The following is a 22,631-nucleotide window of genomic DNA, read 5'->3' as shown; positions in this document are numbered from 1 at the left end:
ACGCTGAGCGAAACGCCATTATCGGCTTGGATCAGCTTTGACACCCTACCCAGCCACCATCGGGCCGGTGTTTTCCCGCGCCTGCGGGACCGCGCCTGCGCTACATCGCCTGCAGGGTCAGCGGCGGTCCCGGGTCAGGTGAGAGCGGCACGTTCTCGCGCTGCATCAGCCAGCCCGCGATGTTGTGGAACAGCGGCGCCGCCGAGTGTCCCGGCGTGCCGTCGGCGTTGCGCTGCGGATTGTCCATCATGATGCCGATGACGTAGCGGGGATTGTCGACGGTGGCCATGCCGGCGAAGGTGATCCAGTAGACGTCGTCGAAGTAGCACCCGCAGCCGGGGTTGATCTGCTGCGCGGTGCCGGTCTTGCCGGCCATCTGGTAGCCGGGGACCGCGGCGGCCGGGCCGGTGCCCTGCTGGTAGCCCATCGGGTCCTGCTGCACGACCGCGCGCAGCATCTGCCGGACCGTCTGGGCGGTCTGGGTGGAGACCACCCGCACGCCTTCGGGCCGGGCTTCCTCGGTGCGCGTGCCGTCGGCGGCGATGGTGGCCTTAAGGATCCGCGGCGGGATGCGGACCCCGTCGTTGGCGATGGCCTGGTACATGCCCGCCATCTGCAGCAGTGTCATCGAAACACCTTGGCCAATAGGAAGATTGGAGAAGGTGCTGCCCGACCACTGGTCGATCGGCGGCACCAGGCCCGCGCTCTCGCCGGGGAGGCCGACGCCGGTGCGCTGACCGAGCCCGAACTTGCGGACCATGTCGTAGAAGCGTTCGGGTCCCACCCGCTGCGCCAGCATCAGCGTGCCGACGTTGGACGACTTACCGAACACACCGGTCGTGGTGTAGGGCATCACGCCGTGTTCCCATGCGTCGTGCACGGTGACGCCGCCCATCGAGATGGTGCCCGGCACCTGCAGCACCTCGTCGGGGTTGCTCAGCCCGTATTCGATCACCGACGACGCGGTGATGATCTTGTTCACCGAACCCGGCTCGAACGGGGAGGACACCGGCAGATTGCCCAGTTGCCGGTCGCCCTGGCGCCCGATGTCCTGCGACGGGTCGAAGGTGTTGTCGTTGGCCATCGCCAGTACCTCACCGGTCTTGGCGTCCAGCACGACCGCCGACACGGTGTGGGCACCCGAGACATTCCTGGCCTGCTGCACCTGCTGCTGGACGTAGAACTGGATGTCGTCGTCGAGGGTGAGCTGGACGGTGGAGCCGTGCACGGCCTTGTGCCGGTTGCGGTAGCTGCCGGGGATGACCACCCCGTCGGACCCGCGGTCGTAAGTGACCGATCCGTCGGTACCGGCCAGCACCGCGTCCAGTGAGTCCTCCAGGCCGAGCAGGCCGTGCCCGTCCCAGTCGATGCCCCCGACGATGTTGGCCGCCAGCGACCCGCCGGGGTACTGACGCAGGTCCTGACGCTCAGAGCCGACCTCGGGGAACTTGGCCGAGATCGCGTGTGCGATGGCGGGATCGACGTTGCGGGCCAGGTAGACAAAGGTCTCGTTGCTCTGCAATTTCTTGAGCAGCGCCGCGGCGTCCGGCTTGTTGTTCAGCTTGCCCGCGACTTCCTTGGCGATGTCCTTGAGGCGCTCCTGCGGGTCCGGCGCGTGCGGCGACTTCTTCCTGGCCTCGTCCAGCTGCTGGCGAATTCGCTTGGGCTGGAAGGTCAAGGCGCGCGCTTCGATGGTGAAGGCCAACCGGTCGTTGTGGCGGTCGACGATCGCGCCGCGGATCGCGCGTTCGACGTCGGTGACCTTGAGCTGGCCCGCGGCTTGGGCGTTGAGCTGCGGCGCGTTGGACACTTGCAGGTAGAACAATTGGCTGACGGCCACGACCATCAACACGGCGATGACCGCGTTGCCGGCCCGATGCCGGAAGACGAACGACGCGCCCCGGCTCGCCACCTCCACCGCCTGACGAGTGCGCCGCTCCCGGGCCGAGTGAGCCGTGCCGGAGGCTCGAATCGATTTGTCCTGCTTCGGTTTACGGGATGGCTTGGCCCGCCCGGGGTCCTGGGCGGCACGCGGTTTACGGGCGCGGCGCTCCGGAGCCGCCCGGCGGGGGTCGCGGCTCATCGCGGGATCCCGGGCACCGCGGGTGCCGCCGGCGCAACGGGGACGACCTGTTCGCCGGTGGCTGGCAGCGGGACTACCCCGTGTACATCGGGAATGCTCGGGCCGGTGGGCAATCCGGGTGTCGGCGCGGCTACCGGCGGTACTGCCTGAATCGGGACCTGGGCCGGGACCGGGGGCAGTTGGACCGGGGGCAGTTGCACCGGAACCCCGTGCAGCGGGTCCAGCACCACCGGTGCCTGGGCGGGCAGGCCAGGCACCTGAGCGGGCAGGCCGGGCGCCTGGGCGGGCAGTTGCGTACCGCCCAGCGTCGAGGATCCGTCGGGTCCGCGCAGCAGCACCTGCGGGCCGGTACGGGCGGGCGGTGCTGGGTCACCGGGAGCCGGCATCACCCGGACCGCCACCTCCGGCGGCGTCACCGGCGGCTTGGGCGGTGGGGGCGGCCCCTCATCGGGCAGCTTGGTGTTCAGCGGCGGCGGCGGCACGCCGTCGGCCGGCTTGGGTGTGCCCACCACCACCCAGTTGCCGTCGGGCGCCTGAACCAGGTGGGCGGTGTCGCGGGTCGGGATCATGCCCTGCTTGCGGGCCGCTTCGGCCAGCGCCGGTGCGGACTCCGCCTCGCGCACGTCGCGCTCGAGCGCCTCTTTCTGCTGTTGCAGCATGCGGGTGCGCTCGCGGGCGTGGCTGAGCTGGTAGGAACGTTCGGCGGCGTCGGTGGACAGCCACAGCGTCAGGCCCAGACCGATGCCCAGCGACCCGATCACCAGCACGACGAACGGAACCCGGCTCAGCAACGTGCGCGGCCGCAGGTCGATCTGTGCCAGCCGGATGGCCAGCCGTTCGGACAGCTTGGCGCGAACGACCTTGGGCGCCTTTGCTTTACGCGCCTTGGCGCGGGCCTTGGCCTGGCTGGCGTTCTTGGGCCGGGCCGGCCGGTCGACGGGCCGGGCCATCGGACTGGTCTGCGGAGCCGACCTCGGCGCCCGGGCCTCGCGTGCCGGCGCGGTGGACTTGCGGGCGTGGGCGCGGCCCCGCCGAGACGACGGATCGGCGGCGGTACGCACGCCGGCGCGACGAGCGCGCCGTTCGCTCTCGCGGCGCTTCGTCGCCTCGCGCTTTGTGCTCATGCTTTCGCCTTCCCGTTTTCCCGCTCGACTCGTTGCAGCGCGCGCAGCCGCACCGGGGCGCTGCGCGGATTGCGTTCCGTCTCGGCCGCGTCAGCCCGCTCCGCTCCACGCGTCAACGAGGTGAATCGCGGCCCATGGCCGGGAAGTTCGACCGGCAGACCGGGCGGGGTGCGGGAGGCCGTCGCGTCGGCGAACACCCGCTTGACGATCCGGTCCTCGAGCGACTGGTAGGACAGCACCACGATGCGCCCCCCCACTGCCAGCGCGTCCAGCGCGGCGGGAACGGCGCCCCGCAACGACTCCAGCTCGTCGTTGACCGCGACGCGCAGCGCCTGGAAGGTGCGTTTGGCCGGGTGTCCGCCGGTGCGCCGGGCCGGCGCCGGGATCGCCTCGTAGAGCAGCGCCACCAGCTCGGCGGTCGAGGTGAACGGCGCGCGAGCGCGGCGGCGGACGATCTGCGCGGCGATCCGGCGGGCGAACCGCTCCTCGCCGTATCGATGCAGGATGTCGGCCAGCTCGGCCTCGGGGTAGGTGTTGACGATGTCGGCGGCGGTCAGCGGTGCCGACGGGTCCATCCGCATGTCCAGCGGCGCATCCTTGGCGTAGGCGAACCCCCGCTCGGCGCGGTCCAGCTGCATCGAGGACACCCCGAGATCGAACAGCACGGCGTCGACTGATTCGGTTGTGGGAAAACCGGATTCGGCGATCGCCGTGGAGATGCCGTCGTAGCGGGTATGCACCAGGGTGACCCGATCACCGAAGGGAGCCAACCGGTTTCGGCTGATGGCCAGGGCGCTCGGGTCGCGGTCGAGTCCGATCAATTGCAGCCCGGGTAACTCGGTGAGGAATCTCTCGGCGTGCCCGCCGGCGCCGAGGGTTGCGTCGACGAGTACCGCCCCGGCGCCATCGGGACTGTGCCGGGTCAGCGCTGGCGCCAGCAAATCAACGCATCGCTGCGCCAACACCGGCACGTGACCGAAATCGCCTGCGCCGGAACGCGGATTGTCGGGGTTAGGCATCCTGACCCCTCCCCGGCCGGTACGGCCTAGCTGGCGGCTCGCCCGTGCACCGAGGCCCCTGTCCGAGACGCACCTGGCGTTGGGGAAGTACGCCAGGGTCGGTTCGGGCAGAGACCACGGTGCACAGGCATGCACCTCAGAAGATGTCGCCGAGTGCTTCATCGCTGGCCGCGGAGAAGTTCTCTTCATGGAGTTGCTGATAGTCGTTCCAGGCCTGGGCATCCCAGATTTCGAGATAGTCGACCGCACCGATGACCACGCAATCCTTGGACAGGCCGGCATAGCGCCGGTGGTCGGCCGACAGCGTGATGCGCCCCTGCCCGTCGGGGTGCTGCTCGTCGGTGCCGGCGGCGAGGTTTCGCAAAAATGCCCGCGCCTCCGGGTTGCTGCGCGGCGCCTTGCTGGCTCGCCTCGCCAACTGCTCAAACTCCGCGCGCGGGTAGACGGCGAGGCTGTGATCTTGGCTCTTGGTGACCATCAACCCCCCTGCCAATGCGTCGCGAAATTTGGCCGGCAGCGTTAGCCGCCCCTTGTCGTCGAGCTTGGGCGTGTAGGTGCCGAGAAACACTGCGGCACCTCCGACTTGCTTGTCACCCAAACACTTCGGCCACCATACCCCACAGTCCCCCACTTCGCCCCATAACTACCCCCTCCGCGCGTCTCAGAGTGCCGTTCCCCCACGACACGTCGCGGGTCGACCCATTCAGGCTGGAGCGGCGCTTCCCCGGGTGCACACAAAAGCGCACTTCAGAGGCACATTTCGGGCCCTGTGGTCGGAGTGGGGCGCGGTGGGGGGCGATGGACACAAGTGCGCTACGAATGCGCCACGAGTTGGCTAAGCGTGGCCCGGCGCGCGTGTCAGGCGGGCCGAGCCTGCAACGCTGGCATCGGCGCGCAATCGACGGGGAGGACTCGCAAAGCAAAACGGGGCAGCCGTTGGGCTGCCCCGCTATTCGGTACCGGAAAGGTTATTCGTCGAAGCGCCGACGGAACCGGTCTTCCATGCGACTGGTGAACGTTCCACCCGAACCCTTGGACCGGCGCGGGCGCGACGGGCCCGCGGTGGTTCCGGTGTCCGGGCGGCCGGACAGCCGGCGACCGGTGACGGCGTACACGACGCCGCCGAACATCACGACGAAACCGAGCACACTGAGGATCGGAAAGGTTCCGATCATCGTGGCTTTGAAGGCCACCCCGGAGACAAGCATCGCCAGGCCGACGACGAACAACGCGGTGCCCTGCAGTCGGCGTCGCGCGGTGGGCGCGCGGAAACCTCCGCCACGTACGCTCGAGGCGAACTTCGGATCCTCGGCATAGAGAGCGCTCTCGATCTGATCGAGCATTCGCTGCTCATGATCGGAGAGTGGCATTCGTCCCTCCTTGCCGAAACACTGTCCCGTAGCCACTGATAGCACGCGGATGCCCGTTGTAGAGCAATTAATACCAATGATACGAGGTCCATCTGCGCCGTACCACTGATTCGCAGGCGATTCTATCGCGGCTGGATCGGCGTGCAGTGCCACGGGCCAGGACACGACCGCCCGTCGCAGCGCGACGGCTTCGTCAGATACTGGGTCCGATACTAAGAACTTGCCCAAGCCCGACCGGGCGCCATTTGCCTACCCGAGGAGGACAACGCGATTGGCGACCTTCCTCATCGATTTTCCGGCGAACGAGATGCAGCGCCGGCTCGGTGAAGCGCTGGGCGTGTACGTCGACGCTATGCGCTATCCCAAGGGCACGGAGAATCAGCGCGCCAGCATGTGGCTCGAGCACACCCGCCGGCCCGGCTGGCAGGCGGTTGCCGCGGTCGAAGTGGCGGGCGACGATGCCGCCCAGCCGCCGTCGGCCACGGAGTTGGGCAAGGCCCCGCTCGTCGGCATCGCCTACGGCTACCCGGGCGCACCCGGCCAGTGGTGGCAGCAGCAGGTGGTGCTGGGCCTGCAGCGCAGCGGTTTCCCGCAGCACGCGATCGACCGGTTGATGACCAGCTACTTCGAACTCACCGAGCTGCACATCCACCCGCGGGCGCAGGGCCGTGGGCTGGGCGAGGGCCTGGCCAGGCGCCTGCTGGCCGGCCGCCGGGAAGACAATGTGCTGCTGTCCACCCCGGAGAACAACGGCGAAGCCAACCGGGCGTGGCGGCTGTACCGCCGGCTTGGCTTCACCGACGTGATCCGCGGCTACTATTTCGCCGGCGACCCGCGGGCTTTCGCGATTCTGGGCCGCGCGTTGCCGCTGTGACCGGACGGCTCACGCGATCCGCGCTTCGGGTCTGGCACGATGACCTGGTGCGCGCCAGCTCTCCCACGCAATCAGCCCGGACGGTTTCCGCGCGACGGAGCCGCCGGGTCCTGGCGATCCTGATGCTGTTGATGCTCGTTCCGCTGGCCAGCGGTTGCCTGCGGGTGCGGGCCTCGCTGACCATCTCTCCCGACGACCTGGTGTCCGGTGAGATCATCGCGGCGGCAAAGCCCAAGAGCAATCGCGACACCGGGCCGCAGCTCGACACGAACCTGCCGTTCAGCCAGAAGGTCGCGGTGTCGAATTACGACAGCGACGGTTATGTGGGCTCGCAGGCGGTCTTCTCCGATCTGACCTTTGCCGAACTGCCGCAGCTCGCGCACATGAACCCCGATGCGTCAGGGGTCAATCTGTCACTGCGCCGCAACGGCAACATGGTGATCCTGGAAGGCCGCGCCGACCTGACCTCGCTCACCGACTCCGAAGCCGAGATCGAACTGACCATCGCGTTCCCAGGCACGGTCACCTCCACCAACGGGGACCGGATCGAGCCCGAAGTCGTGCAGTGGAAGCTGAAGCCAGGCGTGGTGAGCACCATGACCGCCCAGGCTCGCTACACCGATCCCAACACCCGGTCGTTCACCGGGGCGGGCATCTGGCTGGGCATCGCGTCGTTCGCCGCCGCGGGCGTGGTGGCGATGCTGGCCTGGGCGAGCCGGGACCGTTCGCCCCGGTTCACCGCGCCAACCGACCAGTCGTCGGGCTAGGCCTGCTGGTCGGGCGCCCAGTAGGCGAGCATCTCGGCGAAAGTCTCGAACGCCGGTGCGGAGACGCCGTACGTCGCCTCGAAATGAATGCTCAACGGGAATCCGAGCTCGGCCACGCCGTCCACCACGCGCTGGTACAGGTCGACCAGCATCCGCCGCTTCTCGGGGGGCTCGCTGGCGGCCAGCTTCTTGACGAACTCCTGTTCCTCGGCGACCACCGCATTGCCCGGGTCCTGGATCAGCCAGTTGATCAGTCCGACGCGGGCCTCCATCTTCGGGACGAACCCGAACGAGAGCAGGATCTCGGGCCGGTGATCCGTGTTTTTGGCGAAGTCGGCGAGGAAGCCCACGATGGCGTCGGAGTACAGCAGCTGCGTCATGCCGTAGGTAGCGCCCTGATTGCACTTGAAGTCGAACCGGCCCTGTTCGCCCTCCCGGGTCGGGATGAGGATCACGCCGCGGTTGGCCACCGCATCGCGGTAGATGGACAACGCGTCGGTGGGTGCGACACCGGAGCCTTCGCCGTCGTTCATGGTGCGCGGCACCCCGACGAATACCACGCCCTCCATCCCGGCGGCGGACAGTTTGGCCAACCGCTCGGCCAGGGCGGCCTCGTCCATGAAGGCGGTGACCTGGGTGCACAGGCCGTTGATCCCAGGTAGTTGCGGACGGATGATCGACCAGAAGTCCAGCACATCCAGCTTGGGCTGCATCGTTATCGGGCGATCGTCGTCCTCGGCGATCATGCCCGGGATCATCACGTGCCGAATGCGCCCGGCCAGGCCGAACTCCGCCGAGTACCGCACCACTTTGGCCGCGTCGTCCGACGCCTTCTCGAAACCCCCGGCCACGTTCGGCGGCACCAGCTCCAGCGCGATGGTGTTGAGCGTCACCGGTTCCTCTTCCCTGCCGTCCTGCATTCTGACGCGCCACGCCGCGCAAATCCCCCCGGACTGAGCCCGCCGACCGTCATCGCGAGCCACCACGACAGCATAGGGGCGACCGGTCAGGGCTCGGCATACACTGTCGGGCCAGAGACCTGCCCAGGCAGAAAGGGGCGCCGCGCTGAGCCTGCAAGCATCGGCAGCATCGACCGACGAGGTGGCCGGCGCCATCACCGATCAACTGCGACGGTACCTGCGCGACCGCCGCGGCGAGTCGGCATATCTGGGCGCTGAATACCAGGCGCTGACCGCCTGGCTGGAGGATTTCGTGCTCAGCGGCGGCAAGCGGCTGCGGCCGGTTTTCGCCTACTGGGGGTGGGACGCCGTCGCCACGCAGGCGCCGGAGCCCGATTCGCTGCTGCTGTTCGGCGCGCTGGAACTGCTGCACGCTTTCGCCCTGGTGCACGACGATGTCATCGACGCTTCGGCGACCCGTCGCGGCCGGCCGACCGCGCATGTCCACTTCGCGGCCCTGCACGCCGAACGCGGTTGGCGCGGTGCCTCGGACCAGTTCGGCATGTCGGCGGCGATCCTGCTCGGCGACATCGCGCACGCCTGGGCCAACGACATCATCGCCCGCGTCCGGATGTCCGCCGATGCCCGCGCGCGGGTGGAGCCGGTGTGGTCGGACATCCGCACCGAGGTGCTCGGCGGTCAGTATCTGGACATCCTGGCCGAGGTCTCGGTGCCTGCCTCGGCCGTCGAGTCGGTCGCGTCGGCAATGACCGTCGCCACCTACAAGACCGCCTGCTACACGGTGTTGCGGCCGCTGCAGCTGGGGGTCGCCGCCGCGGCCGACCGGCCCGACGTGTTGTCGATCTTCGGACAGTTCGGGACCGATCTCGGGGTGGCGTTCCAGCTGCGCGACGACGTCCTGGGTGTGTTCGGGGACCCGGCGGTCACGGGCAAGCCGTCCGGTGACGACCTGCGGTCGGGCAAGCGCACCGTGCTGCTGGCCGAGGCGATCCAGCTGGCCGAACAGTCAGATCCGTTGGCCGCCAACCTGTTACGGACCTCGGTCGGGACCGATCTGACCGAGGAGCAGGTGCGGGAACTGCGGGACGTGATCGAAGGAGTGGGTGCGCTGGCGGCGGCGGAGAACCGGATCACCGAACTCACCGAGCGGGCGCTGGCCACGCTGGCATCCGCACCGGTCAGCGCGACCGCCAAGACCGGCCTGTCGGGCCTGGCCCGGCTGGCCACCGACCGATCCGCCTGAACCGATGACGACCCTTCTGACGCAAGGCGTTTCGCGGCTGCGGACGTTCATCACCACGCCCGAGGCGGCACCGGCGCGGCAGGGTTTCCTGGGTTCGGTGCTGATCACCGCCGGCGGCCTGGGTGCGGGCAGCACCCGCCTGCACGACCCGCTGCTGGAGTCGATCCACATGTCCTGGCTGCGCTTCGGCCACGGCCTGGTGTTGTCGTCGATCCTGCTGTGGCTCGGCGTGATCCTGGTGATCGTTGCGTGGCTGCGACTGGGCCGGCGCGCGCTGGCGGGACAGACCACCGAATTCACCATGCGGGCCACCACCGCGTTCTGGCTGGCGCCGTTGCTGCTGTCGGTGCCGGTGTTCAGCCGCGACACCTATTCCTATCTCGCCCAGGGAGCGCTGCTGCGGGACGGCCTGGACCCCTACGCGGTGGGGCCGGTCGGTAACCCGAATCCGTTGCTGGACGATGTCAGCCCGATCTGGACGATCACCACCGCACCGTACGGGCCGGCGTTCATCCTGGTGGCCAAGCTGGTGACGATGCTGGTCGGCAACAACGTCGTAGCGGGGACCATGCTGTTGCGCCTGTGCATGCTGCCGGGGCTGGTGCTGCTGATCTGGGCCGCTCCGCGACTGGCGCACCACGTTGGCAGCGACGGCGCCAAGGCGCTGTGGATCTGCGTGCTCAACCCGCTGGTGCTGATCCACCTGATGGGTGGGGTGCACAACGAGATGCTGATGGTCGGTCTGATGGCCGCCGGCATCGCGCTGACCCTGCAACGCCGCCATGTCCTCGGCATCACGTTGCTCACCGTCGGCATCGCGGTCAAAGCCACCGCCGGGCTGGCGTTGCCGTTCATGTTCTGGGTGTGGATGCGTCACCTGCGCGAGGACCGCAACTGGCATCCGGTGCGGGCATTCCTGGTGGCCGCGCTGTCGTCGCTGGCGATCTGTGTCGCGGGCTTCGCGGTGCTGTCCCTGATCGCCGGTGTGGGCCTGGGCTGGATGACCGCGCTGGCGGGCTCGGTCAAGATCATCAATTGGCTGACCGTGCCGACGGCGGTGGCGAACCTGGTGCACTTCTTCGGCAGTGGATTGTTCGCCGTCCAGTTCTACGCCGTGCTGCGGATCGCCCGGCTGATCGGGATTCTGCTCATCGCGGTAGCGCTGCCGGTGTTGTGGTGGCGCTTCCGCCGCGACGACCGGGAGGCGCTGACCGGCATCGCCGGCGTGATGCTGATCGTGGTGCTGTTCGTGCCCGCGGCGCTGCCCTGGTACTACTCGTGGCCGTTGGCCGTCCTCGCCCCGCTGGCGCAGTCACGCCGGGCGATGGCCGCGATCGCCGGAATCTCGACCTGGATCATGGTGATTTTCAAGCCCGACGGGTCGCACGGGATGTATTCCTGGCTGCACGTCGGATTGGCGACCGCGTTCGCCGTGCTGGCGTGGTATTCGCTGTACCGCCAGGACGAGCCCGTGACGCGGGCCGAGGAGCAGCCCGCTAGTACGCCATAGCCTGGGCGCGCCGCACCACCTCGCGAGCCTGGTGGGCGTGCAGGGCATCGACCGGGCGCGCGTTGCTCAGGGCGTCACGGGAGCCGTCGCGGGTGACGGTGAGCGACGGATCCGGGGTGAACAGCCAGCGCACGATCTCGGTGTCGTGGTAGCCGCCGTCGTGCAGGATCGTCAACAGCCCGGGCAGGCTCTTCACGACCTGGCCGGTGTTGGTGAAAAAGACCTGCGGCACCACCACACCGCCGTTGCGGCGTACCGCGACCAGGTGGCCTTCGCGCAACTGCTGCTGCACCTTGCTCACCGGTATGCCGAGCAGTTCGGCGACCCGGGTCAGGTCGTAGGTTGGCTCGTCGGGATCCAGAACATCGTCGCCGGCCGGAATGCTGCCCACGGCGTTCAGTCTAGAACTTGCCGGGCGGCCAAGTCTGCGCGTTTAGGCGACGTTTCCCCATGAAATTGCGGCGCACACCTACGATGGCCTCCGTGGTTGAGACGGGAGACCTGCGCGCCAGCACGCTGCTGGACGGCCGCTATCTCGTCCAGGCCAAGATCGCCAGCGGCGGCACCTCGACCGTCTACCGCGGGGTCGACACCCGACTGGACCGCCCGGTCGCCCTGAAGGTGATGGACGCCCGGTATGCGGGTGACCAACAGTTCCTGACCCGGTTTCAGCTCGAGGCGCGCGCGGTGGCGCGGCTGAAGAATCCGAATGTGGTGGCGGTGTACGACCAGGGCCACGACGGCAGACACCCGTTTCTGGTAATGGAGCTCGTCGAGGGCGGCACCCTGCGTGAGTTGCTGGTGGAGCGGGGTCCGATGCCGCCGCACGCGGTGGCCGCGGTGTTGCGGCCGGTGCTGGGCGGGCTGGCGGAGGCGCATCGCGCCGGGTTGGTGCACCGCGACATCAAACCGGAGAACGTCCTGATCTCCGACGGCGCCGAGGTCAAGATCGCCGACTTCGGGTTGGTCCGGGCGGTCGCCGGCGCCGGAATCACTTCCGCCAGTGTCATTTTGGGCACCGCCGCCTATCTTTCGCCCGAGCAGGTTCGCGACGGCAACGCCGGGCCGCGCAGCGACGTGTACTCGGCGGGGATATTGACCTACGAGCTACTGACCGGCGAAACCCCGTTCACCGGTGACTCGGCCTTGTCGATCGCCTACCAGCGGCTGGATAACGATGTGCCCCCACCCAGCGCGGTAATCGACGGGGTACCAGCGCAATTCGACGATTTCGTGGCTTGCGCGACCGCGCGGGATCCCGCCGAACGCTATGCGGACGCGATCGAGATGGCCGCCGACGTGGCGGCGATCGTCGAGGAGCTGGGACTGCCCGACTTCCGGGTTCCGGCGCCACGCAACTCGGCCCAGCACCGGTCCGCGGCGCTGCAGCGCAGCCGCGCGGCCGACCCGCCGAGCCCCGGCCCGCCGCCGGTCCATCGCCCGACCCGGCAGTTCACCCGCGAACCGGGCGACTGGGCGCAACAGACGGCGCCGGCCGAGCCCGAATACGATTCGGACTACGAAACTGACTCTGAATTCGACTCTGCCGCAGACGGATACGTCGGGGAATCAGGAGAGTTCGCGGGCATCCCGATCGAGGATTTCGTCTGGGAGCGACAGCACAACCGGCGAATGGTGCTGGTATGGATGGCGGTGGTGCTGACCCTGACCGGACTCGTCGCAACAGCCGGCTGGACCGTGGGCGTGCACCTGAGCACCCTGTTGCGTTAGCTTGCGCGAGCAGTCCCCCGCAAGCGGGAGGTACCCTCAGCCGCCACTCTTCAGTCGCGCAGCATCTCCGCGACCAGGAAGGCCAGCTCCAGCGACTGCTGGGTGTTCAGCCGCGGGTCGCAGGCCGTCTCGTACCGGCCGGACAGGTCCGTGTCGGAGATGTCCTGCGCCCCGCCGAGGCACTCCGTGACGTTCTCTCCGGTGATCTCGACGTGGATCCCGCCCGGGTGGGTGCCCAGGGCGCGGTGCACCTCGAAGAAGCCCTGCACCTCGTCGACAATCCGGTCGAAGTGTCGCGTCTTGTAACCCGTCGAGGACTCGTGGGTGTTGCCGTGCATCGGGTCGCACTGCCAGATCACCTGGTGACCGGCGGCCTGAACCTTCTCGATGATCGGCGGCAGCACGTCGCGCACCTTGTTGTTGCCCAGCCTGCTCACCAGGGTCAGCCGGCCCGGCTTGTTGTGCGGGTCGAGCCGCTCGACGTACTCCACGGCCAGTTCTGGGGTCATCGTCGGCCCGATCTTGACGCCGATCGGGTTGGCGATCACCTCGGCGAACGCAACATGCGCGCCGTCGAGTTGGCGGGTGCGCTCGCCGATCCACACGGTGTGCGCCGACAGGTCATAGAGCTGCGGCTCCCCGTTCTCGACCTCGGACAACCGGAGCATCGCCCGCTCGTAGTCCAGCACCAAAGCTTCGTGACTGGCGTAGATCTCGGCAGTCTGCAGATTGCGGTCGGCCACCCCGCAGGCGCTCATGAAACGCAGCGCGCGGTCGATCTCGGAAGCCAGCGCCTCATAACGGGCTCCGGCGGGCGAGGTGCGGACGAACTCGCGGTTCCAGTCGTGCGCCAGGTGCAGCGACGAGAAGCCCGACGAGGTGAGCGCGCGCACCAGGTTCATTGCCGCGCTGGCATTGGCGTAAGCGCGTACCAGTCGCGACGGGTCATGTTCCCGCACCGCCGCGTCCGGGGCGAAGCCGTTGATCATGTCGCCGCGGTAGGACTTCAGCCCGAGCGCGTCGATGTCCGACGACCGGGGCTTGGCGTACTGGCCCGCGATGCGGGCCACCTTCACCACCGGCATGCTGGCGCCATAGGTGAGCACCACTGCCATCTGCAGCAGGGTGCGGATGTTGCCCCGGATGTGCGGCTCGGTGTTGTCGGTGAAGGTCTCGGCGCAGTCGCCGCCCTGCAGCAGGAAAGCCTCGCCGCGCGCGACCTCGGCCAGCTGTTCCTGCAGCCGGACGATCTCGGAGGGCACGGTCACCGGCGGCACACTTTCCAGCACGGTGCGCATCGCCGTCGCCTGGTCTTCGGGCCAGCTGGGCTGCTGGACAGCCGGCTTGGCCAGCGCGGCGTCCAGTCGTGCGCGCAGATCAGCCGGCAACGGCGGCAGCGGCGGCAGCTGGTCGATCGGGATGTCGACGGTCCAGTTCATCGGTCCATGGTAACCGGGCTGGATCGTCGGCTGATCAGGGAGAACGGGGTGCGGACCCGTCTTGGCCGGTGATGATCCGAAAGCGGTTGAGCTGATCGCGCGCATCGACGAGCGCGTCGTGCACATCCCGCGACCGGGGCGGCAGGCGCGGGGATCCCCGGTCCTCCCACAACTGCCGCAGCTCCCTGGTGAACCGGGGTATCGCGCGCGGCAGGTCAGGCATGGTTCCCCACAGTTGGCATAACGCCACGTGGTCATAGGCCCCGACCCAGGCCCACAACTCGATGGGCTCGGCGCCCGTTACGCCCAGGAACTCTTCCAGATCGTCGCGGATGCGACGCCGGGATCGCCAGAGTTGGGAGGCCGGCGGCGGCAGCTTGGGCAACACGTTGGCGCGTACCCAGCTCCCGGCCCGCTCGGGGTCGAATTCGGTGGACACGGCGTAATACTCGCGACCGTCCTCGGCGACCACGCCGATGGAGATGAGCTCGATCGTGCGGCCGTCCTCGATGAACTCGGTGTCGTAGAAAAACCGCATCGCCGCAGCCTAATGCGGGCTAGCTAGTGAGGCCGGGTGCGGCTGCTCACCCAACAATCGGAATCGGCTCGGTGCCCTCGGGCGGCGGCGCCGGATGCACATCGAGGTCCAGCTGGGCAGCGACCGCGCGCTCGTCAGGCAGCCCGGGCGTTCCGGCGATTGCGCCCTGCAACCACAGCTTCGCCTGCACCACCGGGCGCCGCCATCGGCGTTCACGCTGCAAGGCCCGCCGCATCTTGGCCGGCCGGGTCGTGTAGCGCCAGCGCGCCCACGGTGCGTGCGGGCGGGATAGCCGGATCGCCCCGATCACCAGCAGCACCACGATGAACATGCCCAGCAGACCCGTCCAGACCTTCCCCTTGAGCAGCACCACCACGGCCAACGGCAGGGTCAGCACCAGCGCGCCGGCCAGCGTGCTCTGCAACGTCACCCAGTTGCCGTCGTGGCGGATCGGCAGGATGAACATCAGCGGATGCAACCCGAGCATCAACAAGCCGGCCACGGCCACCGCGGCGAACACCGCGTCCACCGAGCTGCGGCCGTCCTCCTCCCAATAAACGTCGGACAGGTGCAGAATGAGGGCGTACTCGTCCAGCACAAGGGCCGCACCAATCCCGAAAAGGGTTGCCGCGACGGTCAACTCGGGCCCATCGCCGTTCACGGCCAAGGTGACCATGGTCAACCCGGACACCATCACCAGCAGCACGCCGAATGTCACGTGGTGAATGTGCACGGTCCCGATGTGAATGTTGCGGGGTTGCCACCACCTCGCCGGCCTGCCCCGGTCGCCCCGATGGCGAATGAACCGCACACAGGACCGGGTGACGAAGAAGGTCAGGATGAAGGCGATCAGGCAGCACAGCAGCGGCAGCCTGCCGCGGTCGACGATGTCATGCTCCAGCCAATGGCGCACCACAAAAAAACTACGCCCGCCGACGCGCCCGCGCCGGAAGCCGCGCTGCGCGGGCAAGACTACGCAAGATAACGATTAGGCTGTCTGCGACATGAGTAGATGGCAGTCGCCCGTGGTGGGCAGTCGATCCGGGCGGGTGTGGTTGTGGTGCCTGCTCTGGCTGCTGGCCGCGCTGGCGCTGGCCAACACGTGCTGGCAGCTCTTCGGGCATATTCCGTACCGCATCGACATCGACGTCTATCAGATGGGCGGCCGCGCCTGGCTGGACGGGCGGCCGTTGTACAGCGGCAACGTGATGTTCCACACACCGATCGTGGACCTGCCGTTCACCTATCCGCCGTTGGCGGCGGTGGTGTTCAGCCCGTTCGCCTGGATGGGGATGCCGGTCGCCAGTGTCGCGATCACAGCGTTGACGCTCGCGGTGCTGTTGGTGTCGACGGCGATCGTGCTGACCCGCCTTGATGTGTGGGCCGACTCCGATCTGCTGCCCGGCCCGGCCTGGCTGCGCCGCTGGTGGTTGGCCGTGGTCATCGTCGCGCCGGCGTCGATCTGGCTGGAACCGATCAGCTCGAACTTCGCCTTCGGCCAGATCAACGCCGTGCTGATGACGCTGGTGCTCGCCGACTGCCTCCCCCGTCGCACACCATGGCCGCGAGGAGTGCTGCTCGGCTTGGGCATCGCGCTCAAGCTCACCCCGGCGGTGTTCCTGCTGTACTTCCTGCTCCGGCGCGACACCCGCGCCACGATCACCTCGATGGTGACCTTTGTGGCCGCGACGCTGGTTGGTTTCGCGCTGGCCTGGCGTGATTCCTGGGAGTACTGGACCCGCACGCTGCACCACACCGACCGCATCGGCGAGGCGGCGCTGAACACCGACCAGAACATTGCGGGCGCCCTGGCCCGGTTGGGGCTCGAGCAGCAGCAGAGGTTCCCCTGGTGGGTGCTGGCCTGTCTGCTGGTGCTGGGCGCGACCATCTGGGCGATGCGCCGGGTGCTGCGGGCCGACGAGGCACCCCTGGCCGTCATCTGTGTGGCCCTGTTCGGGTTGGTGGTTTCGCCGGTGTCGTGGTCGCACCACTGGGTGTGGATGCTGCCGGCCGTGCTGGTAACCGGAGTGCTGGCCTGGCGACGCCGCAACGTCGCGATGGGCGTCGTCACCCTGCTGGGCGTGGCGTTGATGCGGTGGACGCCCATCGACCTGCTGCCCAAGCACCACGAGACGACGGCGGCCTGGTGGCGGCAGCTGCTCGGGATGTCCTATGTGTGGTGGGCGCTGGCGGTGATCGTGGTCGCCGGTGTGACCGTCACCGCGCAGGTGGCGCCGACACGGTTGGCCGCGCGGGAACGCACCCCGGTAGCGGCCGCGGGCTGATCAGGCCCGCGCGGTCCACTCACGGCCTGGGTGGTCAACCGGCCTGCGTTTCCGGAATCCGGTCGGCGGTGGCGGAATCCGGTTTGGACCCGTCCGCGTCGCCGTCCCCGGCGCTGCCGTCTTTCACGCTGGCGGCGTAGATGTCGACGTATTCCTGACCGGACAGACCCATCAGCTCGTACATCACCTCGTCGATGACGGCGCGCTCGATGAAGTGATTGCCGGCCAGCCCGTCGAACCGGGAGAAGTCCATCGGCTTGCCGAACCGAACGGTGACGCGGCCGAACCGCAGCATCGACGTGCCGGGCGGGTTGACCTTGTTGGTGCCGATCATCGCCACCGGGATCACCGGAACGCCCGTCTGCAACGCCAGTCGTGCCAGCCCAGTCTTTCCCTTGTACAGGCGCCCGTCCGGCGAACGGGTGCCCTCGGGATACATCCCCAGCAGCTTGCCCTGGGCCAGTACTTGCTTGGCGGTCTCCAGCGCGGCCTGGGCGGCTTCGGAGTCGGTGCGGTCGATCGGCACCTGCCCGACCGCGGTGTAGAACCAGCGGTTGAACCAACCCTTCACTCCGGTGCCGGTGAAGTATTCGCTCTTGGCCAGGAAGGTGATGCGCCTGCGCACCACCAGCGGCAGGAAGAAACTGTCCATGACCGCCAGGTGGTTACTTGCCAGAATTACCGGGCCGGAACTCGGAACATGGTGCAGCCCTTCGACTTTCGGGCGACCCAGCAAGGACAGGAGCGGGCCGAGGAGAACGTACTTGAACAGGTAGTACCACATAACTCCCTCTCGGCTGCACCGGATGGTGTCTGCGCCAACTGTACCGATCCCTGCAGGCTCGGACCACCTCGCGAGCTAGGGCCGCTCGCCCTCGCCTACTCCTGCACGGTAACCGGGATGGCCTGGTAACCGGTCCTAGCAGCGCCGTTGCCGTTGGTGCTCGGCGGGGCGGGGTCGGTGGCTAGACCGCCGCCCGGAGGGTCATCTTCGGGTGCGGGATCGGCCGCGTCGTGCATGTCGTCGACGATGGATTGGATGACTTCCAACAACGCCACACTGTGGTTGGCGATAACCGTCACCAACGGGTGCTGCTCACCGTTGACCACCGCCGCCAGCGCGCACACCGGGCACCACACCTGCTGGCACTTGCCGGTCCCACCGCTGGCCGCCAGGGTCGCCGCGGCGCGCACGGCGGGATCGATCCCGTCCACGATCGCCTGCGCCAATTTGCGCAACTCCGGACCGATATCGGTATGACCCGTACTCACTTTGGCCATACCTCCGGATCCGGTTGAAATCGAACGGTCAGCTCCCCGCCGCGCAACTGTGCGTCCAGCACGGTACACCGCCGTAATACCGAGGCTAACCGAATTCGCCGGCGCACCCCGCCCGCACTGATTATCAGATCGTCGTCCGAGCGGCCCAGCGCCAGCGTTGCGGGGTCGAGCTGCGGCAACGCCAACCGCAGCCGGTACACCGAATCGAGGCCGGAGCCGGACTCCAGGTCGACGATGGGGCGCACCGGGGCCGGCGGCTCGGAGCCGCGGCGGCGCCGGGCGCTGTCCAGCAACTCGGCCAGCGCCTTGGTCCCGATCGGTTCTCCGGCCTGGTGGGCGATGAGGATCAGCGCGACGTCGCCGATCGTGGCGTCGAGTTCTTCCAGCACGGCGCGCTGCTCAGAGATGCGTTCGGCATACCAGTAGAACGCGGGATGGTCGGGCAGACTGCGGTATTCGTAGGTCTCGTCCCGCACCAGCACCTGATTGACGAGCAGTTCTTCGACCCGAACACCCATCAACGACAGCGACCCCAGAGTGCGAGCCGCCTCGGCGGCCACCACCCGCTCGGGTGTGAGGACCAGGTGCGCGCCGACCAGGTCTCCGTCGGTCAGCAGCGAACTCAACCGTTCCACGCCGGCGCTGGTCCGTTCCAGCAATTCGACCACTGCTGCCGAGCGGCTGTCGTCGCTGCCGATGCTGAGTCGGCGATGCCGCGGCCAGGCCCGTTCGACGTACAGCCCGAAGGTGGCGGGCAAAGTCAGCATGCGCAGCGCGTCCGCGGTCGAAGCGCAATCCACCACGATGCGATCCCAACGGCCCGACTTCGCCAGCTCGCCGACGGCATGCAGGCCGAGCACTTCCTGGATGCCAGGCAGCGCCGAAAGTTCTTCGGGCGCAATGCGACTGATGTCGGATTCCGGAAATTGCGCGTCGAGGGCGTCGACGACGTCGCGCCACCGGTCTTCGAGCAGCGCCAGGGTGTCCAGCGCCAGCGCGTCGAGAAAGCCGCCGCCGGTCTCGGCGTCGTCGGCAAGCACTCGGATCGCGTCGCCCCGGCCGGTCGGCGGCACCGGGACACCTAACACGTCACCCAGCGAGTGGGCCTGATCGGTGGACACCACCAGCACGCGCTGACCATCGCCGGCGTCGCGAACGGCGGTCGCACACGCCAGGGTGGATTTTCCTACCCCACCCTTACCTACAAACAGACTGATCCGGGCCGGGGCGGGCGCCGCGGAATCACTCAGCCCTCGACTCGTTTCTTCAGATCTTTCAATGCGCCGTCGATCAGCCGCCGTTCGGCCTTGCGCTTGAGCATCCCGATCATCGGAACCGCCAGGTCGACCGCCAGCTCGTAGGTGACCTCGGTCCCAGAACCCTTGGGCGCCAGGATGTACGTACCCTCCAGGGACTTGAGCAGCGAGCTGGATTCCAGGGTCCAACTCAGCGATTTGCGGTCAGCGGGCCACTGGTAATTCATGATCAGGGTGTCTTTGAAGATGGTCGCGTCCATCAACATGCGCGCCTTTTTGGGGTAGCCCTCGTCGTCGGCCTCGAGAACTTCGACTTCCTTGTACTCGTTGATCCAGTCCGGATAGGACTCGATGTCGGCGATCGCCCGCATCACCTCGGCGGGATCGGCGTCGATATAGATCGTCTGAGTCGTCTTGTCCGCCACTTGGCTGCTTCCCTTTCCCGGTTCGGATCCGGTCAGTTGTGGGAGCGCCCCCGTCTCCCTGCAGGAACGCTACTCTTTTGCAGCGCTCCTGACGCCTATCTTGACCCGGTTAAATTACCGGAGAAACGCCGACGGGACGTGCCGCTTCCAAAGTCGTTTTCACCTCGAACGCCATTTTTTTGCCCGCCACCCGTCGGCGGTGTGTCAGCTTTGCCAGGTTGAGCTTCGCCAGGTCCGATCCGGACACTCCGGTCGGTTCCGCGTGCAGGAAGTAGTGCAGCACCACGCCGTCCATCGACGGTTCCAGCCAGATTTCCATGGTGCCGGTCAGGGCCCCGGCGACCGTCCACCTGATGCCCTTTTCGGCGCGATCCTCGGTCACCGTCAGCCGGAGATCGGGCCACCAGCGGCGCCACTTGGACTCGTCGGCGATCGCGGCCCCGACCAACGCGCCGTCGGCAGCGATATATGTTTCGTCGGCGATCTGGATGCTGTTCATTGCCCCAGCTTCACATATCGGCCCTTTCAACCATCCCGGCGAGGCCCGGACCGGGGGTCTCCATGCTGCGGGAATGACCGGATTAGGCTGGTGAGGGCAAACCCGGCGAGAAGCGCCACCCTAGGTCAAGCGAGGTAACTCAAGTGCGTCAGTACAGTGTCCCCGCCCGCTTTACCGTCGACGAGCACGACAACGTCGCGGCGGTCGTGTACCAGCACGAACGCGACGACCCGGAATATGTGATCTACAAGCGGCGGGTCGACGGCGCTTGGACCGACGTGACGTGCGCACAGGCGGCCGAGCAGATCCGGTCCGCCGCCCTGGGTTTGATCGGCCTGGGGGTCGAGGCGGGCGATCGGGTCTCGATTTTCTCGGCGACCTGCTACGAATGGGCGATCCTCGACCTGGCGATTCTGTCGATCGGCGCGGTGACCGTGCCGATCTACGAGACATCGTCGGCGGAGCAGGTGCGCTGGGTGTTGCAGGACTCAGAAGCGGTGGTCGCGTTCGCCGAGACCGACGCTCATGCCGCGATGGTCACCGAGTTGACCGGCGAACTGCCCGCCCTGCGCCGGGTGCTGCACATCAACGGCTCGGGGCCCAAGGCGTTGGACCAGTTGGCAGAAGCCGGCGCATCGGTCGACGCGGCCGAACTCACGGCGCGCCAGGAGGGACTGCGCGCCGAGCACGCGGCGACCCTGATCTACACCTCGGGCACCACCGGCCGGCCCAAAGGGTGCCAGCTGACCCACTCGAACCTGTTGCACGAGATCCGGGGCGTGCAGGAATGCCTACCGACGCTCTTGCACGAGGGCGAGCGGCTACTGGTCTTTTTGCCGCTGGCGCATGTGCTGGCCAGGGCGCTGACCTTGTCGGCGTTCACCAGCAAGGTCACCGTGGGCTTCACCAGTGACATCAAGAATCTGCTGCCGCTGTTCGCGGAATTCAAACCCACTGTGGTGGTCTCGGTTCCGCGTGTATTCGAGAAGGTGTACAACACCGCCGAGCAGAACGCGTCTAATGACGGCAAAGGACCGATCTTCAAGGCGGCCGCGGATACCGCGGTGGCCTGGAGCCGAGCCCACGACGACGGGAAACCGGGATTGGTGCTGCGCGCCAAGCACGCGGTATTCGACCGGCTGGTCTATCACAAGCTGCGCGCGGCCCTCGGTGGCGAGTGCCATGCCGCGGTGTCCGGTGGCGCGCCGCTCGGCGCCCGGCTCGGCCACTTCTACCGCGGTGTCGGGTTGACGATCTACGAGGGCTACGGCCTGACCGAGACCAGCGCGGCCATCACCGTCAACCAGATCAACGGCCTCAAGATCGGGACCGTCGGCAAGCTGGTGCCGGGCAACAGCCTCAAGATCGCCGAGGACAAAGAGCTGTTGGTCCGGGGCGGGGTGGTGTTCGGCGGCTACTGGCGCAACGAGCAGGCCACCGAAGACGCGTTCGCCGACGGGTGGTTCCGCACCGGCGACCTCGGCTCGATTGACGAGGACGGCTTCCTGACCATCACCGGGCGCAAGAAGGAGCTGATCGTCACCGCGGGCGGCAAGAACGTGGCGCCGGCGGTGCTCGAAGACCAGCTGCGGTCGCATCCGCTGATCAGCCAGGCGATGGTGGTCGGCGACAACAAGCCCTTCATCGGCGCGTTGATCACCATCGACCCGGAGTCGTTCGACGGCTGGAAACAGCGCAACAGCAAGGCTGAGGGCGCCTCGGTCGGTGATCTGGCCACCGACCCCGACCTGGTCGCCGAGGTGGACACCGCCGTCAAGAAGGCCAACCAGCAGGTGTCCAACGCCGAGTCGATCCGCAAGTTCCGCATTCTGCCGGTCGACTTCACCGAGGACACCGGCGAGCTGACCCCGACGATGAAGGTCAAGCGCAATGTGGTCGCGGAGAAGTTCGCCTCCGACATCGAGGCGATCTACGAAAAGGACTGATGCGCGCCGGTCGCCCTGACCCCGCGAGCACCCTTAACCGAGCAGATCCGCGAGCCGGGCGGCCAGAGTGTCCCAACGCCATTCCTTGCGCACCCAGTCGCGGCCCGCGGCGCCCATCGCGGCCGCCCGGTCCCGGTCGGCCAGCAACCCGCTGACCGCGTCGGCGATCTGGTCCACCGAGTTGCCGTCGACGACCAGGCCGGTCTTGTCGTGCTGCACCGCTTCCGGCGCCCCGCCCGAGCGGCCAGCCACCACCGGCACCCCGGCCGCGGACGCTTCCAGGAACACGATGCCCAGGCCCTCGACGTCCAACCCGGCCCC

The 22,631-nt window shown here is 67.8% G+C and carries 23 protein-coding genes; 7 read left to right on the top strand and 16 right to left on the bottom strand.

The window, feature by feature from the left end; all coding sequences use genetic code 11:
• Window positions 1–100: 100 nt before the first annotated feature.
• The 5 genes from BN972_RS15565 to BN972_RS15545 form a co-directional block, all read right to left on the bottom strand.
• Window positions 101–2,083: a peptidoglycan D,D-transpeptidase FtsI family protein gene (locus tag BN972_RS15565; RefSeq protein WP_080696857.1), complete on the bottom strand. Its 1,983-nt coding sequence runs from the start codon at window positions 2,081–2,083 to the stop codon at window positions 101–103.
• Window positions 2,080–3,207 carry a hypothetical protein gene (locus BN972_RS15560; RefSeq protein WP_080696856.1) on the bottom strand — a complete coding sequence of 376 codons (1,128 nt, stop codon included), beginning with the start codon at window positions 3,205–3,207 and terminating at the stop codon, window positions 2,080–2,082. Before BN972_RS15560 ends, BN972_RS15565 begins: the two co-directional genes overlap by 4 nt.
• The gene (rsmH, locus tag BN972_RS15555) at window positions 3,204–4,388 is read right to left on the bottom strand and encodes a 16S rRNA (cytosine(1402)-N(4))-methyltransferase RsmH (RefSeq protein ID WP_390176221.1); all 1,185 of its coding nucleotides are present in this window, start codon (window positions 4,386–4,388) and stop codon (window positions 3,204–3,206) included. Before rsmH ends, BN972_RS15560 begins: the two co-directional genes overlap by 4 nt.
• Entirely contained in the window at window positions 4,363–4,794 is a 432-nt protein-coding gene (gene mraZ, locus BN972_RS15550) for a division/cell wall cluster transcriptional repressor MraZ (protein ID WP_036359475.1), read from the bottom strand. The genes rsmH and mraZ overlap by 26 nt, the downstream gene beginning before the upstream one ends.
• Before the next feature lie 400 nt (window positions 4,795–5,194).
• Window positions 5,195–5,596: a DUF3040 domain-containing protein gene (locus BN972_RS15545; protein ID WP_036359473.1), complete on the bottom strand. Its 402-nt coding sequence runs from the start codon at window positions 5,594–5,596 to the stop codon at window positions 5,195–5,197.
• A gap of 271 nt (window positions 5,597–5,867) precedes the next feature.
• On the opposite strand from BN972_RS15545, the gene BN972_RS15540 reads away from it, so the two are divergent.
• On the top strand, window positions 5,868–6,470 hold the full coding sequence (locus BN972_RS15540) for a GNAT family N-acetyltransferase (protein ID WP_036359471.1): 603 nt from the start codon (window positions 5,868–5,870) through the stop codon (window positions 6,468–6,470).
• A 122-nt stretch (window positions 6,471–6,592) separates the two neighbouring features.
• Window positions 6,593–7,237: a lipoprotein LppM gene (gene lppM / locus BN972_RS15535; RefSeq protein WP_036360991.1), complete on the top strand. Its 645-nt coding sequence runs from the start codon at window positions 6,593–6,595 to the stop codon at window positions 7,235–7,237.
• On the opposite strand, the gene BN972_RS15530 is transcribed toward lppM, so the two are convergent.
• Window positions 7,234–8,130 carry a mycobacterial-type methylenetetrahydrofolate reductase gene (locus BN972_RS15530; RefSeq protein ID WP_036360989.1) on the bottom strand — a complete coding sequence of 299 codons (897 nt, stop codon included), beginning with the start codon at window positions 8,128–8,130 and terminating at the stop codon, window positions 7,234–7,236. The two genes, lppM and BN972_RS15530, sit on opposite strands and share 4 nt — an antisense overlap.
• Window positions 8,131–8,338: 208 nt before the next feature.
• Between BN972_RS15530 and idsA2 the strand changes: the two genes are divergently transcribed.
• Together idsA2 and BN972_RS15520 are read left to right on the top strand one after the other, a co-directional pair.
• A complete protein-coding gene (idsA2, locus tag BN972_RS15525; protein ID WP_036359469.1) occupies window positions 8,339–9,400 on the top strand; it encodes a bifunctional (2E,6E)-farnesyl/geranyl diphosphate synthase in 1,062 nt (353 codons plus the stop codon).
• 4 nt (window positions 9,401–9,404) lie between these two features.
• Window positions 9,405–10,910: an alpha-(1->6)-mannopyranosyltransferase A gene (locus tag BN972_RS15520; protein WP_051545500.1), complete on the top strand. Its 1,506-nt coding sequence runs from the start codon at window positions 9,405–9,407 to the stop codon at window positions 10,908–10,910.
• Here the strand turns inward: BN972_RS15520 and BN972_RS15515 are convergent.
• Window positions 10,897–11,301: an Rv2175c family DNA-binding protein gene (locus BN972_RS15515; RefSeq protein ID WP_036359467.1), complete on the bottom strand. Its 405-nt coding sequence runs from the start codon at window positions 11,299–11,301 to the stop codon at window positions 10,897–10,899. The two genes, BN972_RS15520 and BN972_RS15515, sit on opposite strands and share 14 nt — an antisense overlap.
• A 92-nt stretch (window positions 11,302–11,393) precedes the next feature.
• On the opposite strand from BN972_RS15515, the gene BN972_RS15510 reads away from it, so the two are divergent.
• Window positions 11,394–12,641 carry a protein kinase domain-containing protein gene (locus BN972_RS15510; RefSeq protein ID WP_235192471.1) on the top strand — a complete coding sequence of 416 codons (1,248 nt, stop codon included), beginning with the start codon at window positions 11,394–11,396 and terminating at the stop codon, window positions 12,639–12,641.
• 50 nt (window positions 12,642–12,691) lie between these two features.
• Here the strand turns inward: BN972_RS15510 and BN972_RS15505 are convergent, their stop codons facing one another.
• From BN972_RS15505 to BN972_RS15495, 3 genes are read right to left on the bottom strand one after another with little or no spacing between them, the layout of a single operon-like run.
• The gene (locus tag BN972_RS15505; RefSeq protein ID WP_036359465.1) at window positions 12,692–14,080 is read right to left on the bottom strand and encodes a class II 3-deoxy-7-phosphoheptulonate synthase; all 1,389 of its coding nucleotides are present in this window, start codon (window positions 14,078–14,080) and stop codon (window positions 12,692–12,694) included.
• A 34-nt stretch (window positions 14,081–14,114) separates the two neighbouring features.
• Window positions 14,115–14,618 carry a polyadenylate-specific 3'-exoribonuclease AS gene (locus BN972_RS15500; protein ID WP_036359464.1) on the bottom strand — a complete coding sequence of 168 codons (504 nt, stop codon included), beginning with the start codon at window positions 14,616–14,618 and terminating at the stop codon, window positions 14,115–14,117.
• A 46-nt stretch (window positions 14,619–14,664) separates the two neighbouring features.
• On the bottom strand, window positions 14,665–15,531 hold the full coding sequence (locus BN972_RS15495; RefSeq protein ID WP_036360983.1) for a hypothetical protein: 867 nt from the start codon (window positions 15,529–15,531) through the stop codon (window positions 14,665–14,667).
• A gap of 91 nt (window positions 15,532–15,622) precedes the next feature.
• Here BN972_RS15495 and BN972_RS15490 point away from each other — a divergent pair, with 91 nt between their 5' ends.
• On the top strand, window positions 15,623–16,903 hold the full coding sequence (locus tag BN972_RS15490; protein WP_051545496.1) for a glycosyltransferase 87 family protein: 1,281 nt from the start codon (window positions 15,623–15,625) through the stop codon (window positions 16,901–16,903).
• Between the two features lie 34 nt (window positions 16,904–16,937).
• On the opposite strand, the gene BN972_RS15485 is transcribed toward BN972_RS15490, so the two are convergent.
• From BN972_RS15485 to BN972_RS15465, 5 genes are all read right to left on the bottom strand, one after another.
• Complete coding sequence (locus BN972_RS15485) at window positions 16,938–17,687, bottom strand: lysophospholipid acyltransferase family protein (protein ID WP_036359462.1); 750 nt, start codon at window positions 17,685–17,687, stop codon at window positions 16,938–16,940.
• Window positions 17,688–17,782: 95 nt separating this feature from the next.
• Window positions 17,783–18,184 carry a hypothetical protein gene (locus BN972_RS15480; protein WP_235192470.1) on the bottom strand — a complete coding sequence of 134 codons (402 nt, stop codon included), beginning with the start codon at window positions 18,182–18,184 and terminating at the stop codon, window positions 17,783–17,785.
• Window positions 18,172–19,434: an ArsA family ATPase gene (locus BN972_RS15475; protein ID WP_080696966.1), complete on the bottom strand. Its 1,263-nt coding sequence runs from the start codon at window positions 19,432–19,434 to the stop codon at window positions 18,172–18,174. The genes BN972_RS15480 and BN972_RS15475 overlap by 13 nt, the downstream gene beginning before the upstream one ends.
• On the bottom strand, window positions 19,431–19,865 hold the full coding sequence (locus BN972_RS15470) for an SRPBCC family protein (RefSeq protein ID WP_036359453.1): 435 nt from the start codon (window positions 19,863–19,865) through the stop codon (window positions 19,431–19,433). Before BN972_RS15470 ends, BN972_RS15475 begins: the two co-directional genes overlap by 4 nt.
• 109 nt (window positions 19,866–19,974) lie before the next feature.
• A complete protein-coding gene (locus BN972_RS15465; protein ID WP_036359448.1) occupies window positions 19,975–20,364 on the bottom strand; it encodes a hypothetical protein in 390 nt (129 codons plus the stop codon).
• A 143-nt stretch (window positions 20,365–20,507) separates the two neighbouring features.
• On the opposite strand from BN972_RS15465, the gene BN972_RS15460 reads away from it, so the two are divergent.
• Window positions 20,508–22,310 carry an AMP-dependent synthetase/ligase gene (locus BN972_RS15460; RefSeq protein WP_036359445.1) on the top strand — a complete coding sequence of 601 codons (1,803 nt, stop codon included), beginning with the start codon at window positions 20,508–20,510 and terminating at the stop codon, window positions 22,308–22,310.
• 33 nt (window positions 22,311–22,343) lie between these two features.
• Here the strand turns inward: BN972_RS15460 and BN972_RS28315 are convergent.
• Window positions 22,344–22,631 (bottom strand): glycosyltransferase (locus tag BN972_RS28315; protein ID WP_148305404.1); only part of this gene is annotated, 288 nt, incomplete at its 5' end.

It is taken from the genome of Mycobacterium asiaticum DSM 44297 (genome assembly GCF_000613245.1).
Lineage (GTDB): Bacteria > Actinomycetota > Actinomycetes > Mycobacteriales > Mycobacteriaceae > Mycobacterium > Mycobacterium asiaticum.
The sequence above is the reverse complement of the archived record's forward strand: the minus strand, read 5'-3'. Positions and strand labels throughout refer to the sequence as shown.